The sequence below is a fragment of the Streptomyces sp. NPDC040610 genome, from assembly GCF_055594065.1.
Genome location: NZ_JBVIXA010000010.1, coordinates 234,580 through 250,331 on the forward strand (window position 1 = coordinate 234,580; position 15,752 = coordinate 250,331).

8 protein-coding genes are annotated in these 15,752 nt (G+C 72.2%); 2 read left to right on the forward strand and 6 right to left on the reverse strand.

Annotation, left to right across the window (positions count from 1 at the left end; genetic code table 11):
• The first annotated feature begins 95 nt into the window (after nucleotides 1-95).
• Nucleotides 96-5,774 (forward strand): WD40 repeat domain-containing protein, encoded by a 5,679-nt coding sequence (locus tag ACZ6AA_RS30455; RefSeq protein WP_471461265.1) that lies wholly within the window; start codon nucleotides 96-98, stop codon nucleotides 5,772-5,774.
• A gap of 22 nt (nucleotides 5,775-5,796) precedes the next feature.
• Here ACZ6AA_RS30455 and ACZ6AA_RS30460 read toward each other — a convergent pair whose 3' ends face one another.
• Nucleotides 5,797-7,035 carry a winged helix DNA-binding domain-containing protein gene (locus ACZ6AA_RS30460; RefSeq protein ID WP_468461268.1) on the reverse strand — a complete coding sequence of 413 codons (1,239 nt, stop codon included), beginning with the start codon at nucleotides 7,033-7,035 and terminating at the stop codon, nucleotides 5,797-5,799.
• 169 nt (nucleotides 7,036-7,204) lie between these two features.
• On the opposite strand from ACZ6AA_RS30460, the gene ACZ6AA_RS30465 reads away from it, so the two are divergent.
• Nucleotides 7,205-7,621: an MmpS family transport accessory protein gene (locus tag ACZ6AA_RS30465; protein WP_468461266.1), complete on the forward strand. Its 417-nt coding sequence runs from the start codon at nucleotides 7,205-7,207 to the stop codon at nucleotides 7,619-7,621.
• Between the two features lie 44 nt (nucleotides 7,622-7,665).
• On the opposite strand, the gene ACZ6AA_RS30470 is transcribed toward ACZ6AA_RS30465, so the two are convergent.
• From ACZ6AA_RS30470 to ACZ6AA_RS30490, 5 genes are read right to left on the reverse strand one after another with little or no spacing between them, the layout of a single operon-like run.
• On the reverse strand, nucleotides 7,666-8,694 hold the full coding sequence (locus tag ACZ6AA_RS30470) for a tellurite resistance/C4-dicarboxylate transporter family protein (protein ID WP_471461270.1): 1,029 nt from the start codon (nucleotides 8,692-8,694) through the stop codon (nucleotides 7,666-7,668).
• Nucleotides 8,694-9,482, reverse strand: a complete 789-nt coding sequence (narI, locus tag ACZ6AA_RS30475) for a respiratory nitrate reductase subunit gamma (protein ID WP_471461272.1) — start codon at nucleotides 9,480-9,482, stop codon at nucleotides 8,694-8,696. The genes ACZ6AA_RS30470 and narI overlap by 1 nt, the downstream gene beginning before the upstream one ends.
• Nucleotides 9,479-10,105 (reverse strand): nitrate reductase molybdenum cofactor assembly chaperone, encoded by a 627-nt coding sequence (narJ, locus tag ACZ6AA_RS30480; protein WP_468461260.1) that lies wholly within the window; start codon nucleotides 10,103-10,105, stop codon nucleotides 9,479-9,481. Before narJ ends, narI begins: the two co-directional genes overlap by 4 nt.
• The gene (gene narH / locus ACZ6AA_RS30485) at nucleotides 10,102-11,733 is read right to left on the reverse strand and encodes a nitrate reductase subunit beta (RefSeq protein WP_471461275.1); all 1,632 of its coding nucleotides are present in this window, start codon (nucleotides 11,731-11,733) and stop codon (nucleotides 10,102-10,104) included. Before narH ends, narJ begins: the two co-directional genes overlap by 4 nt.
• A gap of 24 nt (nucleotides 11,734-11,757) precedes the next feature.
• Complete coding sequence (locus ACZ6AA_RS30490; RefSeq protein ID WP_471461277.1) at nucleotides 11,758-15,420, reverse strand: nitrate reductase subunit alpha; 3,663 nt, start codon at nucleotides 15,418-15,420, stop codon at nucleotides 11,758-11,760.
• Between the last annotated feature and the right edge of the window lie 332 nt (nucleotides 15,421-15,752).

Genomic DNA, 15,752 nt, shown 5'->3' on the forward strand with positions numbered 1-15,752 from the left:
TGGCGATTTCCCTCTTCGTGTTCATGGCGAGAAGCTGATCGGTGGCATCGCCAACGGCGCCTGGTCGGCGCACGGCTTCCTGAGGGAGAGTCACCGTGAGGACCATCGAGCACGTCGTGTCCAGGCACCATCCCGCGTTCGTCGTCCCGTCCATGTATCTGGGGCTCGGCCGGGACGACAAGGTCTATCTGGTGCTTCCCGCCCACCCGGACGGACAGGCGCTGCGGCTCGCGTCGGACGGCTCGGCGCAGCGGTTCGGGCGGGTCGGGTACGCGGCGTTGGCGATCACGGCCACCGCGGACGGCGTGATCGCCACCGCCGAGACCCACTACCCGCACCGGATCGACTTCTGGGACCCCGAGTTCAACCTGCTCGGCAGCATCGACGACTTCACCGGCAACGAGGCGTACGGCTACTACGCGCCGTCGGCCGTCGAGGCGACCCCGTCCGGCTGGTTCTACGCCATCGACCAGCACCGCCGAGAGGTGGTCCGGCTGAAACCCGGCACCCTGGACAAGCGCATCACCCTCACCGGGCTCGACTCGAACGCCACCTCCAAGAGGGGCCCGGTGGGGTTGCGGGTGGCCGAGGGGCTCGGGCTGCTCTACACCGCCTGGCCGACGACTGCCGGGGCCGGTCTCCTCTGTGTCTCGACGCTCGCCGGGGCGCACGTGCGGAGCATCCCGGTGCGGCCCGCGGGCTTCGCCTTCGGCGGCTACGACGTGGACGACGACGGCAGGCTGCACGTCTCCACCGGGCTGCCGCAGGAGCCGAAGCGGCGGCAGGTGCAGGTCTACAACGCGCAGGGCGAGCCGGAGCCGGAGCCGGTCACCCTGGAGCTGCCCGACGACCCGTACACGGTCCAGGGCCTCAGAGTGCGCAACAAGCTCTACTACGTGAAGCGCAACGACCCCAAGTACCTGTTCGAGGTGTACAACCTCGCCGGGAAGCTCGTGCGCCGCGTCGACGCCGACGTCGAGCGGCTCTCCGTGTCGTACGAGGCGGACGAGTGGACGGCGGGCCGGAAGATGCCGCTGACCGTGACCCACGACCGGGGCCGGTGGTCCGACGACCCGCGCTTCCGGGTGTGGCTGCGGCCCCTCGGCGTACCGGAGTTCACCGAACTCCCGCTCACCGGCGGGGCGGTCACCCCGCCCGCCGACGCCCGGGGCCTCTACCACCTGCGGGTGTCGCCCGACGTCGCCGGACGGCTCAGCGAGTACGTCGTGGACGGCATCGTCGAGGTCCGGACGCCCGACAGCACCAAGGGCTCGCTGTCCCTGATGACCTGCCGCGTCGTCACCGGCAAGGACGGCGCCGAGACGTTCACCGCACTGAACCGCTTCTCCTACGGCCGCGGCGAACCCATCACCGTGCGGGTCGTGGCCCGCGTCGCCGACGGCACGCCCCTGCCGGACAGCGCACGCGTGCGGGTGCTGCGGGACGGCGTGGAGGTCCACGCCGAGAACGTCACCCTGACGGACGGCAAGGGCCGCCTCGAACTCACCGCGGCGTACACCGGGACGCTGGAACCCGGACGGTACGTCATCGACGCCGACCGGCTCCCCGGCTTCACCGTCGCCCCGCAGCACCTCGACCTCGGGCCCGGTCTGGTGCGACGGCCGGACTTCCACATCACCTGGTACAGCGACATCTACGCCAACAACCACGCGAGCATCCCCTCCGACCCCCGGGACGTCGTCAGGAACCCGTCGACGCAGCGCCTGCCGGTCTTCGCGGACCTCCCGGACACCGTCGAGGACCACGTCGCCAGAACCAAGAAGCTCGGGCTCAACCTCTTCGTCGACCGCCTCGGCGTCTCGTGGCCCCTGTCGTTCAAGGACGGCGCCGCCGACGCGACCGTCGTGGACCGGCTGAAGCTGTCGAAGACGGCCGTCCACTGGGACAAGGCGATGTTCGAGGACCCCGGCCGCCGCACCATCGCCGGGTACGGCGCCCGCGGCATGGAGGAACAGGCGGTCCTGTACGTCAACGACGCCTACCTGCCGCTCAGCCGGCCGGTCAACCACGAGCGCCGCGACCGGCCGAAGCTGGACTGCGACCTGCGGAAGGTCACCGACAGCCTGCACACCTACGCGGCCTTCCGAGGCTGGACCTGGGGCGCGAACTGGTGGGTGCCCGACCTCGGCGCGGCCGCCGCGCAGAACGAGGACGAGCGCAAGAAGTACAACGACGCGCTGAAGCTGGTGGAGGAGCCCGGAGGATGGGCGCCGATCCTCGACACCGTCACCGACCACTCGATCGCCCTCAGAGCCGCTGACGGAGCCCACTTCCGCGGCGTCCTGAACGAGCACTTCCCCGGCAAGGTCAGCGCGATGACCGGCCCCTACCGGGCCCCGCAGACCCTGCCCCCGGTCCAGTTCGCGTCCGCCGACGAGGTCGACCTGCACTACCAGGGCGAGCAGCTCCAACTCCTCGGAGCCACCGCCCACATGGTCGACTACTACCGGCGCCCCGGCAAACCGGCCTGGGGCCACCCGGAGCTGTTCAACGACGACGGCACCGGCGGCATGATCCTGCCGACGCTCCTGCAACAGGTGATGCGGGGCGCGAACGGCACCGGCATGACCGGCGACCAGGGCAACTACCACCTGGAGGGCATCACCGCCCTCGACGAACGCGGCCCGGGCAGCGGCGGCAGGCCCGGCGACCCCCGCTCCGCCAGTGCGGGCCGCACCTCGATGCTGCGCGCCGCGTTCGACCTGAGCGCCCGGCTCGGGCCCGTGACCGCGGGCGCCCGCAGCGCCGACCGCGTCGCGATCGTCGTCTCCACGCGCATGCAGCGCCTGGAGACCTGGCAGGGCCTCAGCAGCAAGTACTTCCTCCGCCTCTTCGAGGCGTACACCGCCTGCCTGTACGCCCACCGCCCGGCCGGCTTCGTCTTCACCGAGGACGTCAGCGCCGACGTCCTGCGCCGCTACGACGCGATCCTGCTGATCGGCCAGCGCACCGACCTCGACCCGCGCCTCTCCACGGCGCTTTCCGAGGTGAGCCAAGGACCGGACGCGGTGCCCGTCTACGCCGACGACAGCTGCGTCCAGCGCCACCGGGACGTCTACCGTCCCCTCGGCACCGCCTTCACCCACGTCGAGAGCGACGAGACGCCCCAGAGCGACGACGCGTCCTACTACCGCCTCCGCCGCGTCTTCCTCGACCAGGCCGCCAAGGTCACCGCCGCCCTGAAGGACGTCGTCGCCCCCGTCGCCCAGTGCGACAACCCCGAGGTGTGGCTCAGCGAGTGGAAGGCCGGGAGCACCACGTACATCTGGGCGGTCAACAACACGCTGCTCGACTGGGAGCCGAGCCTCGTGTGGCGCGTGGGCCTGCGGTGCGGCCACCGCGTGCCCGTGATGGCGAAGCTGAAGGTGGCCCTGCCCGCGCTGCACCAGGTCGTCGACGTGCTCACGGGGGAGCGGGTCAGCCTGCTCGGCGGGGAGTTCACCGCGGATCTGCGCACCGCGCCCGCCCGGCTCTACGCCGTCGTCCCGCTGACGCACGACCCGCTGCCGCCCCCGGCCGACTACGCCTTCGGCCCGCACGTGCGCGACATCGCGGTCGCCGCCGACGGCCGCACCGCCGCCCTCACCGCCTTCAACTGGGACCACAACCTCTACGGCCTCGACCTCGCCACCGGCACCACCCGCTGGCGCCGCCGCCTCGGCCACCACTTCGCCTACACCCCCTCCGCCCCCGGCACCGGCTTCGCCGCACAGGGCTTCGACCTGCACAGCCCCGAGGGCTACCACCTGTACCTCCTGAATGCCGACGGCTCGCCCAGGCGCCGCTTCGCCCTGTTCGGCCTGCCCAAGAAGGCCACCGACTGGATGAAGGGCGGGTGGGGCCACGACTACGGCCTGAACAACTTCGCGGCCGCGCCCGACGGTTCCTGGGTCGCCACCTCCGGCGACCTGGGCCTCGCGCTGTGGGACGTCCAGGCCGGCGGGTCCGGCGAGGCGCGCGAGAAGTGGGCGCACGAGTGGTGGAAGACCGGCGAGCGGACCCCGCTGCGGCTGCTCGCCCTCGACGACGACACCCTCATCACCTTCGCCGCGAACACGATCACCGGACTCGCCGCAGCGGACGGCTCCACACTGTGGTCGATCGGCGTCGGCGAGGGCAGCTTCGGCGGCGGGGTCGTCAGCGGCGACCGGCGCACCGCCGCGATCTGGTCGGAGGCCGACGGCGGCCGCGTGTACGTGATCCGCGGCGGCGCCCTCGTCAACTCCCTCCCCACCGCCGCCAGCGAGGTCTCGATCAGCGCGGACGGCTCGTTCCTCGCGGTCACCTTCCGCAATCAGCTCAAGGCGTTCGACTCCGCGCGCGGACTGCTGTGGACGTACACCGGGGACGACCAACTGCGCCGCCCCCGCGTCTCCCCGGACGGCACCCGCGTCGCCGTCGGCAGCGAACTGGGCACCCTCGCCGTACTGCGGCGCGACGGCACGCAGCCGGTCACCAAGGACCTCAAGGCGCTGCCGGTGTCGGCCTGGCTGCCCGACGGCGGGCTCCTCGTCGCCACGTGGACGGGCACCGTGATCCGCTGCACCGCCGCCCTCGAAGAACGCTGGCGGACCCGGCTGACGCCGTCCGAGACCGACATCCGCCCCAAGCTCCTCACCCCCGACCCCGTCCCGGTGGTCCGCCGCGCGGGCTGGGGCAACACCACCGCGACCCAGGACCTGACACCCAACCTCATCAAGACCACCACCGCCCTCCTGGACGTACGCCTCGTCAACCCGACCCGGTACATCGACCTCGGCAAGCAGAACGCGGTCGCCCTGCTCACCGACGGTCGCGCCGACCCACCGGCCAACCCGTGGGTGCCCCCGTCCGCCATCGGCGCCACCCGCATCCTGGACGGGCAGGAGCTCCTGTTCACCGTCGACACCTTCCGCACACAGGTCGAGCTGACCGGAGTGACGTTCGCCGAGGACCCCGCCCACCCCGAGTCATGGCTGCGCGACGTCCAACTGCAGTGGTGGGACACCAGGGCCGGGCTCTGGAAGGACGGCCCGAAGCTCCTCTCCGACGCGGGCGCCGTGCACAGCCACACCTTCGGGGCCCTGTCCTCCTCCCGTTTCCGGCTGCGCACCACCGGCGGCGGCAGCTGGCCCGTGGGGAACATCCGGCTCGGCGAACTCGTCTTCCACGGCACCGTGGTGGGCAACTCCCACCGGGACGTCCTCGAGGACCACGCCGTCGCCGTCCTCTTCGACGACCGCGAGGACGACGTGCGCGACATCGTCGAGGACACCTCGGCCGCCGACATCCAGATCGGCGGCGCGGCCGTGGGGACCAGATGCCTGCGGCTGAAGAAGGCGGTCGAGCGCTACCCCACGTCGCGGGCCCCCTTCGGGCACGCCATGCACGACTGGGACTTCAGGATCGTGGAGAACCCGAGCGCCCGGGGCGAGTACCGCTACCTCCAGTTCGCCTGGAAGAGGCTCAGCTCCCGGACCTCGGGGATCAGCCTCAGGGTCGGGCCCGCGAAGTCCGCCCCCATCTTCTCGGCGTCCATCGGCGACTCGCACTGGCCACCGGCCACGTCCATGGTCGAGAAGCGGTTCGGCGGCCAGGTCCCCGCCGACTGGGAGGTCGTACGCGTCGACCTGTGGAAGTTCACCGCAGGAGCGGTCAAGGTCGTCGACCAGCTCGCCCTGCGCAGCAACGGCGACGGCGCTCTGTTCGACCAGATCGTGCTCGCCCGTACCGAGGGACAACTCCCGGTTCTGCCCTATCCCCAGTCGACGTGACGCCCCGTGGCCCGGACGCCGTCTAGGCGTGCGGGCCCACCGTCACCGTCCCGACCGTCAGCCGCAGGGCCGTGGTGTCCAGGAACGCGCCGATCCGCGCCGCCTCCCCGTCCAGCGCGCGCCGCCGCGCCGCGCTGAGCGGGGCGAGGGGCTCGACGGTCAGGTCCGCCCTGCGTCCGGAGCGCCGCAGGTGCCAGACCCCGGCGACCGTCCCGTCGATGAGCAGGACCGGGTAGTTGCCCGCCTGGCCGGTGCGGGACAGGGCACGTGCGGCCGCCGGGCCGGGGAAGAGCCGGTCGCGCGGGTGACAGCCCACCACGTACGCGTCGAAGTAGGGCAGGAGCCGCAGCGTCCCCGCGGCGGCGGAGGCCTCCTGGCCCGGGTCCCCGTCGTCGGAGGCGTTCAGCCAGCCGGTGCTGCCCTCGACGTCGGCCGGGTGCAGGCTCCCCGCGGCGGCCAGGGAGTCGAACAGGGCGGCCGCCCACGCGGGAGGTGCCGCCAGCCACTGGGCGAACTGGCGTGGCGTCGCCGGGCCGTAGGCGTACAAGTAGCGTGCGACCAGTGCGTTCAGGGCCTCGTCGGCGGGCGCGGGACGAAATCCGGGCAGCCGCCGCCCCGGGGAGACGTAGGTGGCTTTGCGGCCCCGGTCCGGGCCGAAGCAGAGTGCGCCCCGGTGGGCCGCCAGGGCCAGCGCCTGGCGCCAGCGGGGCCACATCCCCTGGAACGCGGGCATCACCAGGTCGCCCGCCCACGGCCCGGTGGCCGCGACGACCGCGTCGCCCAGCTCCTCGACGGTCAGCCCCTCGTCGTCGGCGTCCGCCAGCGCGACGCCGATGGCCTCGACGACCTGATCGGTCTGCTGGTCCGTGAGGCGCGACGCCTGCGGCAGCCCGTTCGGGCCGGACGGCAGGGCGGACAGCGCCCCGGTCCACATCGGCAGGTCGCGCGCCGCGAGCAGATGCACGGTGCCACGCGGCCCGTACGTCTTGACCAGGCCGTCCGCCCCGCCGAGCGCCGCCCGGACCTCCGCGCGGGTGCCACCGTCGAGGCGCGCGCCGATCGACAGTTCGGCGGCGGACATCACCTGGGCGTGCGCGCCGCACATGGCGGACACGACGTCCGCGACCCGGGAAGGCGTCGGGGGTGTCGGGGCGGAGGGGGACGTGCCGGACAGCCCGTGCCGCGCCATGCGCCGGTCCCGGACCTGCCGCCACGACAGCCGCGGGCCCTCGGCGGTGTCGATGCCGTTGTCGATGTCCATGCCCGCCACCGTAGGAGCCAAAGCGGCCAGTTTCAGTCCTATATAAGGCCGTGCCGGGGTGCGAGTCCTCCGGGCCGTGCCGGAACGGAAGTCCTCCGTCCCCCTCTGAACTGGGGTTATGGCGTGGTCGCAGATTGACTTTGCGTGGTCTTTACTGTTGTCTGCCGCCATGAACAGACGCATTCGCACCGCCGTGTGCACCCTCGCCGCCGCCGGTCTCGCGCTCACGCTCGGGGCCTGCTCGGAGGCCGAGAAGAAGGCCGTCGACGCCGTGGACAAGGCCGTCAACGAGAAGTACGAGGTGACCTACGAGGTCTCCGGCAAGAGCGTCGACGAGATCGAGTTCGCCGCCGGTGAGGGGTCCGCGTCCAATCCGAAGCTGGAGAAGGCCGGCAAGGCGCAGCTGCCGTGGAAGAAGACGGTGACGCTGCGCGGCATCATGCCGCCCACCGTCGTCCCGATCTCGGCGGACCCGACCGGCTCCGACCTCACCTGCAAGGTGATCTACAAGGGCAAGGTCATCAAGGAGGCCTCCGGCGAGAACGTCGTGGCGGGCTGCATCGCCGTCTCGCCGATGGGCAAGTAGCGCTCCCGCCGCGACGGGAGGCGGTCCGAGGGCCTGGGCACCGCTCAGGCCCTGGCCGAAGGCCGCCCCGTGGCCCACCGCGTCATGAGCCACCGCGCCGCGAGCCACCGCGCCACGACCGCGACCCACGCCGCCAAGGCCGCCCACGCCAGCGGCCGCTGAGGGAGCGTCAGCGCACCGATGCGCTGCACGGCCACGAGCTGGGCGGTCGCGGTGGCGTACATCCCGAGCGGGAAGACGATGCACCACAGCATGGGCTCGTAGGCCAGCGGGACGCGGTGGTGCAGATGCCGCCAGACGCCCGTGGCCAGCAGGAGCGGGATCAGGAAGGTGGCCCAGGTCCACAGGCCGACGACCGTGCCGCCGAGCGGGGTGCGGACCGGAGCGGGCAGGAGCCCGTCGTGGGCGAGGAGTCGGGCACCGGCGAGCGTGCTGATCGCGGCGGCGCCCATGGTCACCCAGTAGCTGGGCGCAAGCCGGGCGGGCCGCGGCGGGTCGTACCGCAGACGCCGGACGACGACCGCCAGCGTGGCCGCGTACAGCAGGACCCCGCAGACCCACAGCACGAGCGCGAGCGTGACGACGGGACGGCCGGGGCGAAGGGCGACGAGTGTCAGGACGAGCGCCTGCAGGCCGACCGTGGCCAGGAACCAGGTGCCGTCGGCCTGCCGGAGCGCCGCGCGCGGGCCGAGGCCGCGGAGCCCCATGACCGCGCGGGCGAGCACCGCCCACGCCAGTGCCGCGACGGCCAGCAGCGCGCACCCCGCGACCCGGGCGGGCCCCGAGCCGAGGCGCGCGGCCAGGACACCGCTCGCCGCGACCAGGGTGAAGTGCCCGAACAACCGGGCGGGGTCGCGGAGTTCGGCTCGGACGGCACCGAGGTGACATCGGGCCTTGAGCGCGGTGGCGCACAGCAGCACGACATACAGGGCCGCCGCGACGCCGAACAGGACGAGGGACAAGGCCCGGGCGCCCGCCTGCGCCAGCGCCCGGGAGACGATGCCGGTGGCCATGACCGGCGCGAAACACGCGGGCGCCAGTCCCCTGCACCGGTCGGCGAGTCCGCGCCGCATCAGCGCCGGGCAAGGATGTCCCGCGCCGACCGGGGCCGCTTGCCCCGCGGTCCGGAACGAGCGGCGGCGGCCCTGCCCGCACCGGAACGACCGGGCGAGGGCACGCGTCGCCCGCCGCGCGACCGGTACACGACATAGGGGCGGACGAGGTAGCCGACCGGCGCGGTGAAGGCGTGGACGAGACGGCTGAACGGCCACGCGGCGAACAGGGCCATCGCGAGCAGCGCGTGCACCCGGTAGGCGAGCGGCGCGTGCGCCATCGCCGACACGTCCGGATCGAGCGTGAACAGCGAGCGGAACCACACCGACACACCACGCCGGTAGTCGTAAGGATGGGGCTTCATCGTGGTGGCCGTGGCGGTGAGGCCCGCGAGGAGCACGCACAGCAGGACGGGGTAGACGGCACGGTCGCTGCGGCTCGTCGCCGCCCGGACGGCGGGCACCCGCAGCCTCCGGTACAGCAGGATCACCAGACCGGCGAGCGTCGCGAGCCCCGCCGTGCCGCCGACGAGCAGCGCGTTCGCGTGGTACAGCCACTCGTGGACATGCGCGCGCTCGGTGAACGACTCCGGCACCAGCAGCCCGATGACGTGCCCGGCGACCACGAACAGGAGCCCGAAGTGGAACAACGGGCCGCCGACGCGCAGCAGTCGGCTCTCGTGCAGCTGACTGGAACGGGTCGTGAAGCCGAAGCGGTCGTAGCGGTAGCGCCAGGCGGTACCGGTGACGAGGACGGCGAGAACGAGATAGGGCAGCACGCCCCACAGGGCGATGCGCAGGTGGTTCACCGGGAAGTCTCCTCCGCGTGCGGGGCGTCGGGGGCGCGTGCGGGATACGGCAGGAGGCCGACGGTCTCGGCGGGCGGGCCGGTGCGGGCCAGGCGCAGGGCCGCCTCGCGGGTCGCGGGGGAAGGGCCGGGCAGGGTGCGGCAGACCGCGTCGACGACAGCGGCGTACGGGCTGCGGTACGAGGTCAGGGCGAGGCGCAGCAGTTCCAGGGCGGGCCGGTGCTCGACGAGCAGCGACGCCTTGAGGTCCGGCGTGCGGGCGGCGAACTCCAGCATCAGCGGCAGGAAGTCGGGCAGCTCGTCCTCGGGCGGATGCCAGCCGTGCGCGCGATAGAGCGCCTTGAGCCGCGCCAATGACGCGCCACGCCTGCGGGTGTCCCCGTCGGTGTAGTACGTCAGATACAGACATCGGCGGCGGCTGCGGTCGAACGTGACGACGTACCGGGCGGCCAGGTCCAGCGGCGCCGTCCCGTCGACCTCGTCGCAGAACCCCAGCAGCAGGCCCACCTCCGCGCCGGGCACCGGCTCCAGCGCCGCACGCACCACGCGCAGCCGCTCGGGCCAGCCGTGATCGGGGTAGCGCAGCAGCAGCGAGGCGGCCTGGTGGACGACGGGGCCACTCACCTCGCGCCGCCGTCACCGCCGGGGAAGAGCCCGTCGGGCCGCCCCTTGCCGTTCCAGTTCAGGAGGTTGACCCGGCCGCGCAACGACGCCCCGGAGTGCTCCGGTTCCCGCTCGTCGGCGGGCGGGGCGTGGAAGGTGTCCGGGGCGTACATCCCGGGGCCGCCGTGGACGTCCAGGCTGCACCCGGCGTCGAGATCGTCGGCGGGGGTGGCGGCGGTGTAGCTGGTGGGGATGACATAGCGCTCGTCGTACTTGGCCAGGGCGAGGAGTCGGTACATGCCCTCGATGCCCGCGCTGTCCATGCCGACGGCGCGGGCGATCGCCGGGTCCTGCTCCTCACCGAGGTTGACGCGGCGCATGTGGGACCGCATCGCCGCCAGACGGCACAGCGCCGCCTCCACCGGGGCCGGGTCGCCCGCGGTGAACAGCTCCGCCAGATACGCCAGCGGGATGCGCAGGGAGTCGATGGCGGCGAACAGCTTCGCCGGGTCCTCGCCGTCGTGCCCGGTGGCGGTGAGGGAGTCGACGACGGGCGAGAGCGGCGGGATGTACCAGACCATGGGCATGGTGCGGTACTCGGGATGCAGCGGCAGCGCGACCTTGTAGCGGCTGATCAGGGCGTGCACGGGGGAGCGGCGGGCGGCGGTGATCCAGTCGTGCGGGATGCCCGCCTCCTCCGCGGCCGCCGCCACCTCCGGGTCCTCGGGATCGAGGAAGCAGTCCAACTGGGCCTCGTACAGATCCTGTTCGTTCTCGGTGGCGGCCGCGTCGCCGACCCGGTCCGCGTCGTACAGGACGACACCGAGGTAGCGAAGCCGCCCCACGCACGTCTCGGAACAGACCGTCGGCTGGCCCCCCTCGATCCGCGGATAGCAGAACGTGCACTTCTCCGCCTTGCCCGTCTGATGATTGAAGTAGACCTTCTTGTACGGGCAGCCGGTCACGCACATCCGCCAGCCGCGGCAGCGGTCCTGATCGACCAGGACGATGCCGTCCTCCACCCGCTTGTACAGGGCGCCGGACGGACACACCGCCACGCACGACGGATTGAGGCAGTGCTCGCAGATCCGCGGCAGATAGAACATGAAGGCCTGCTCGTACTCCAGACGCACCTGCTCGTTCATCTTCCGCAGCACCGGGTCGCCCGCGAGGTGCTCGGGTCCGCCACCCAGGTCGTCGTCCCAGTTCGGCCCCCAGGTGACCGCCGTCGGGCTTCCGTCGACCAGGGAGCGCGGCGGCGCGGTGGGGACTTCGTCGCCGAGGGGCGCGCTGATCAGGTTCTCGTAGTCGTACGTCCACGGCTCGTAGTAGTCGTCGAGCGAGGGCAGTTCGGGGTTGGCGAAGAGACGGGCCAGACGGCGGGCCCGGCCACCGCTGCGCGGCACGAGACGGCCGTGCTTGAGGTGCCAGCCGCCCTTCCACTTCTCCTGGTCCTCGTAGGTGCGCGGATAGCCCTGGCCGGGGCGGGTCTCCACGTTGTTGAACCACACGTACTCGGTGCCCGGCCTGTTGGTCCAGGTCTGCTTGCAGGTGACGGAACAGGTGTGGCAGCCGATGCACTTGTCGAGGTTCATGACCATCGCGACCTGCGCCATGGGGCGCCCGATGGTGGCTTTGGCACGGGACATGTCAGTACTCCACACTCCACGCTTCTAATAGGACACGGCCTGGGCGCGCCGCCGGATCACGGTGACCGCGTCGCGCTGATTGCCGGTGGGCCCGTAGTAGTTGGGCGCGAAGGACAGCTGGGCGTACCCGCCGATCAGGTGCGTCGGCTTGATCAGCAGCCGGGTGAGTGCGTTGTGGACTCCTCCGCGCCGCCCGGTCGCCTCCGACTTCGGCACGTTCACCAGGCGTTCCTGCACGTGGTACATGAACACCGTGCCCGCGGGCATCCGGTGCGAGACCACCGCGCGCGCCACGACGACACCGTTGGCGTTGTGCGCCTCGATCCAGTCGTTGTCCGCCACACCGATCGCCTCCGCGTCGGCGACACTGATCCAGATGACCGGGCCGCCCCGGGCCAGCGTCTGCATCAGGAGGTTCTCCTGGTACTCGGAGTGGATGGACCATTTCGAGTGCGGCGTCAGATAGCGCACCGTCAGCGAACGCCCGCCGTCGCCGTCGGCCACTGGCTGCTCCCCGAGCGCGGACAGGTCCAACGGCGGTCGGTAGACGGGCAGTTGCTCCCCGTACTCGGCGATCCACGGGTGGTCGAGGTAGAAGTGCTGGCGGCCGGTCAGGGTGTGCCAGGGCTTCAGGTGCTCGGTGTTGATCGTGAACGGGGCGTAGCGGCGGTCCGTGCCCTCCTTGCCCGACCACTCGAAGCTCGCCCCGACCTGCACCGGACGGGCCTGCGTGTCGGAGAACTCCACCCGCCGCTCGGCCACCGAGGCGCCAAGCTCCGCGAGCCCCGTCTCGGCGCCGCAGCGCTCGGCGAGCCGCTCGAACCCCTCGGCGGCCAGCCGGCCGTTGGTGGTGCCCGACAGTGCGAGGATCGCCTCGCACAGCTTGACGTCCGTGTCGAGCAGCGGCCGGCCCACCGCCGGTCCGGCCCCGGCCGTGCCGCACCGGGCGCCCAGCCAGGCGGTCTCCGGCAGCGGATGCACCGTCACGCCCTTGACCGTCATGCCCTGCTCCCCGGCCAGCGGCCCGAGCGCGGCGATCTTCTCGCCGATGGCGGTGTAGTCCCGCTCCACGACGGTGAACCGGGGCCGCGTCGGGCCCGCGGGCGGCGCCTCGCCCGGAGTGTCGTGCTGCAGCGCCGTCGCCACCAGGTCGTGCGCGACGTCGAGGCGGCCCTTCGCGAGGCGGCTCACCTCGGCGGCGAGCCCGTGGAAGATCTCGAAGTCCGTGCGGGCCTGCCACGGCGGGCTGATCGCGGGGGAGAAGGCGTGCACATAGGGATGCATGTCCGTGCTGGACAGGTCGTGCTTCTCGTACCAGGTAGCCGCGGGCAGCACCAGATCGGCGTGCAGCGTGGTCGACGTCATGCGGAAGTCGAGCGCGAGCAGCAGGTCGAGCTTGCCGCGCGGCTCCTCCTCCCGCCAGGTCACGTCCCGCGGCCTGCTCCCCGGCGGGGCCTCCTGGGCACTCGCGTTGTCGGAGGCGCCCAGCAGGTGCCGCAGGAAGAACTCGTTGCCCTTGGCCGACGAGCCGATCAGGTTGGCCCGCCACACGGTCAGCACCCGGGGCCAGTTGGCCGGATCGTCCGGATCCTCGCAGGCGTACGACAGCCGCCCCGCCGCGCACTCGGCGGCGAGCCAGGCCGCCGGGTCCGCGTCGGTCTCGTGCAGGCGCCGCCCCAGGTCCAGCGGGTTGGCGGAGAACGTCGGATACGACGGCATCCAGCCCTGCCGGGCGGAGCGGGCCAGGAGATCCGCGGTGTGCAGTCCCGCGAGGGCGCCCGGCGCGGTGGGGGAGACCAGGGCGTCCGCCGTGAACTTCTCGTACCGCCACTGCCCGGTGTGCAGGTACCAGTACGGCGTCCCCGCCATCTGCCGTGAGGGGCGCACCCAGTCGGACGCGGTGGCCACCTGCTGCCACCCGGCGTACGGACGCACCTTCTCCTGCCCCACATAGTGCGCCCAGCCGCCGCCGTTGACGCCCTGGCAGCCGGTGAGCAGCAGCAGCGACAGGAACGAGCGGTAGATCGTGTCGGAGTGGAACCAGTGGTTCGTCCCGGCCCCCATCACGATCATGCAGCGGCCCCGGGTCTGCTCCGCGGTGCGCGCGAACTCCCGCGCCGCCCGCACCACCGCCCGCGCGGGCACCGACGTGAGCGCCTCCTGCCAGGCCGGGGTGCACGGCGTGGACGCGTCGTCGTACGCCGTCGGCCCCCGCTCGTCGAGGCCCTCGCGCCGCACCCCGTACTGGGCGAGCATCAGGTCGAACACCGTCGTCACCAGGCGCCCGCCGACCCGCAGCACCGGCACCGCGCACCGGACCGTCTCGCCGTCCTCGTCGAAGCGGGGCAGCGTCACCGCGGCCCGCGTCGCGCCCGGGCGGCCGTACAGGCTGAGCAGCGGATCGATGTCGCCGAGGTCGAGGTTCCAGCGGCCCTCGCTCGCCTTGCCCCAGCGGTCTCCCAAGGTGCCGTTGGGCACCGTCGGCCGCCCGCCGATCCGGTCGAACAGCACCGGCATCCAGCGCCGCGCCCCGGCCTCGGCGTCCCCGGCCAGGTCCAGGTCCTCGGCGGTGACGAACGCACCGGGCGTGTGGGTGTGCTCCGCCCGCTCGTCCAGGGACACGAGGAAGGGCAGGTCGGTGAAGTGTTTGACGTAGTCGGTGAAGTACGGCACCTGCCGGTCGACGAAGCACTCGCGCAGGATCACGTGGCCCATCGCCATCGCCAGCGCGCCGTCGGTCCCCGGGTGGGGATGCAGCCACTCGTCGGCGAACTTCGTCGCGTCGGCGTAGTCGGGCGAGACCACGACCACCTTCTGGCCGCGATAGCGCGCCTCGGCCATCCAGTGCGCGTCCGGGGTCCGCGTCACCGGGACGTTGGAGCCCCACAGCATCAGGTACGCGGCGTCCCACCAGTCCCCGGACTCCGGGACGTCGGTCTGGTCGCCGAAGACCTGCGGCGAGGCGATCGGCAGGTCCGCGTACCAGTCGTAGAACGACAGCATCGGCGCGCCGATCAGCGCGTGGAACCGGGCGCCGACCGCGTGGGAGGCCATCGACATCGCCGGGATCGGGGAGAAGCCCGCGATCCGGTCGGGCCCGTGCTCCTGGAGCGTGTGCACATGCGCGGCCGCCGCGATCTCCAGCGCCTCGGCCCAGTCGACGCGCACCAGGCCGCCCTTGCCGCGGGCCGACTGGTAGCGGCGGCGTTGGTCCGGATCGCCGGTGACCTCCGCCCACGCGGCCACCGGATCACCGTCGTGCCGGGCCTTTGCGTCCCGGAACATCTCCACCAGGACCCCGCGCGCGAGCGGGTGGCGCACCCGGGTCGGCGAGTACGTGTACCAGGAGAACGACGCCCCGCGCGGGCAGCCCCGCGGCTCGTAGTCCGGGCGGTCGGGGCCGGTCGAGGGATAGTCGGTCGCCTGCGTCTCCCAGGTGATCAGACCGTCCTTCACGTACACCTGCCACGAGCACGACCCCGTGCAATTCACGCCGTGGGTGGAGCGCACCACCTTGTCGTGCGCCCAACGCTCCCGGTACGGCTGGTCGTTGACCTGCTGATCCGTACGGAAGACCGCCCGTCCCTCGGGCGTCGTGGGCGCCCGCCGCAACAACTGCCCGGCCGCGAACAATCGTTCGGCCGCATCCGAGGCGATCCGCTCCGCCTTCGCCCTGCCACGTCCCACGCCCCAGACTCCCCTCGGAGATCGGCGCGCCGGAGTGGTCGGCACCGGCGCGCGCGTCTCGACGAACGGGGGCCAGAATCCTCTCTTCCGGTCCGTGGTGTAGACCTGTTTTTGGCCAGTTGGATGTACCTAGACCTTATTTTCCGTGCTCTTTGCGGTGGTTGATACAGGGAAAGTCAAAAGCAGGACGAAACGGAATGGCCCATTGAGCCGACAGGCCTCCGCATTCGAATGCCTGATCGCGTGCGTGCGCGATTTCTTGATCGTTCCTGGCGGCCGGGCCGGGGGAGCCCGGCCGCCAGGACGCCGACGCGGCGAGAACAGGACGTGGC

What these genes read in the sequence shown, in the direction of transcription:
- ACZ6AA_RS30460 (WP_468461268.1), bottom strand. Translation starts at nt 7,035, where the DNA reads ATGGACATCGACAACGGCATCGACACCGCCGAGGGCCCGCGGCTGTCG.
- ACZ6AA_RS30465 (WP_468461266.1), top strand. Translation starts at nt 7,205, where the DNA reads ATGAACAGACGCATTCGCACCGCCGTGTGCACCCTCGCCGCCGCCGGT.
- ACZ6AA_RS30470 (WP_471461270.1), bottom strand. Translation starts at nt 8,694, where the DNA reads ATGCGGCGCGGACTCGCCGACCGGTGCAGGGGACTGGCGCCCGCGTGT.
- narH (WP_471461275.1), bottom strand. Translation starts at nt 11,733, where the DNA reads ATGTCCCGTGCCAAAGCCACCATCGGGCGCCCCATGGCGCAGGTCGCG.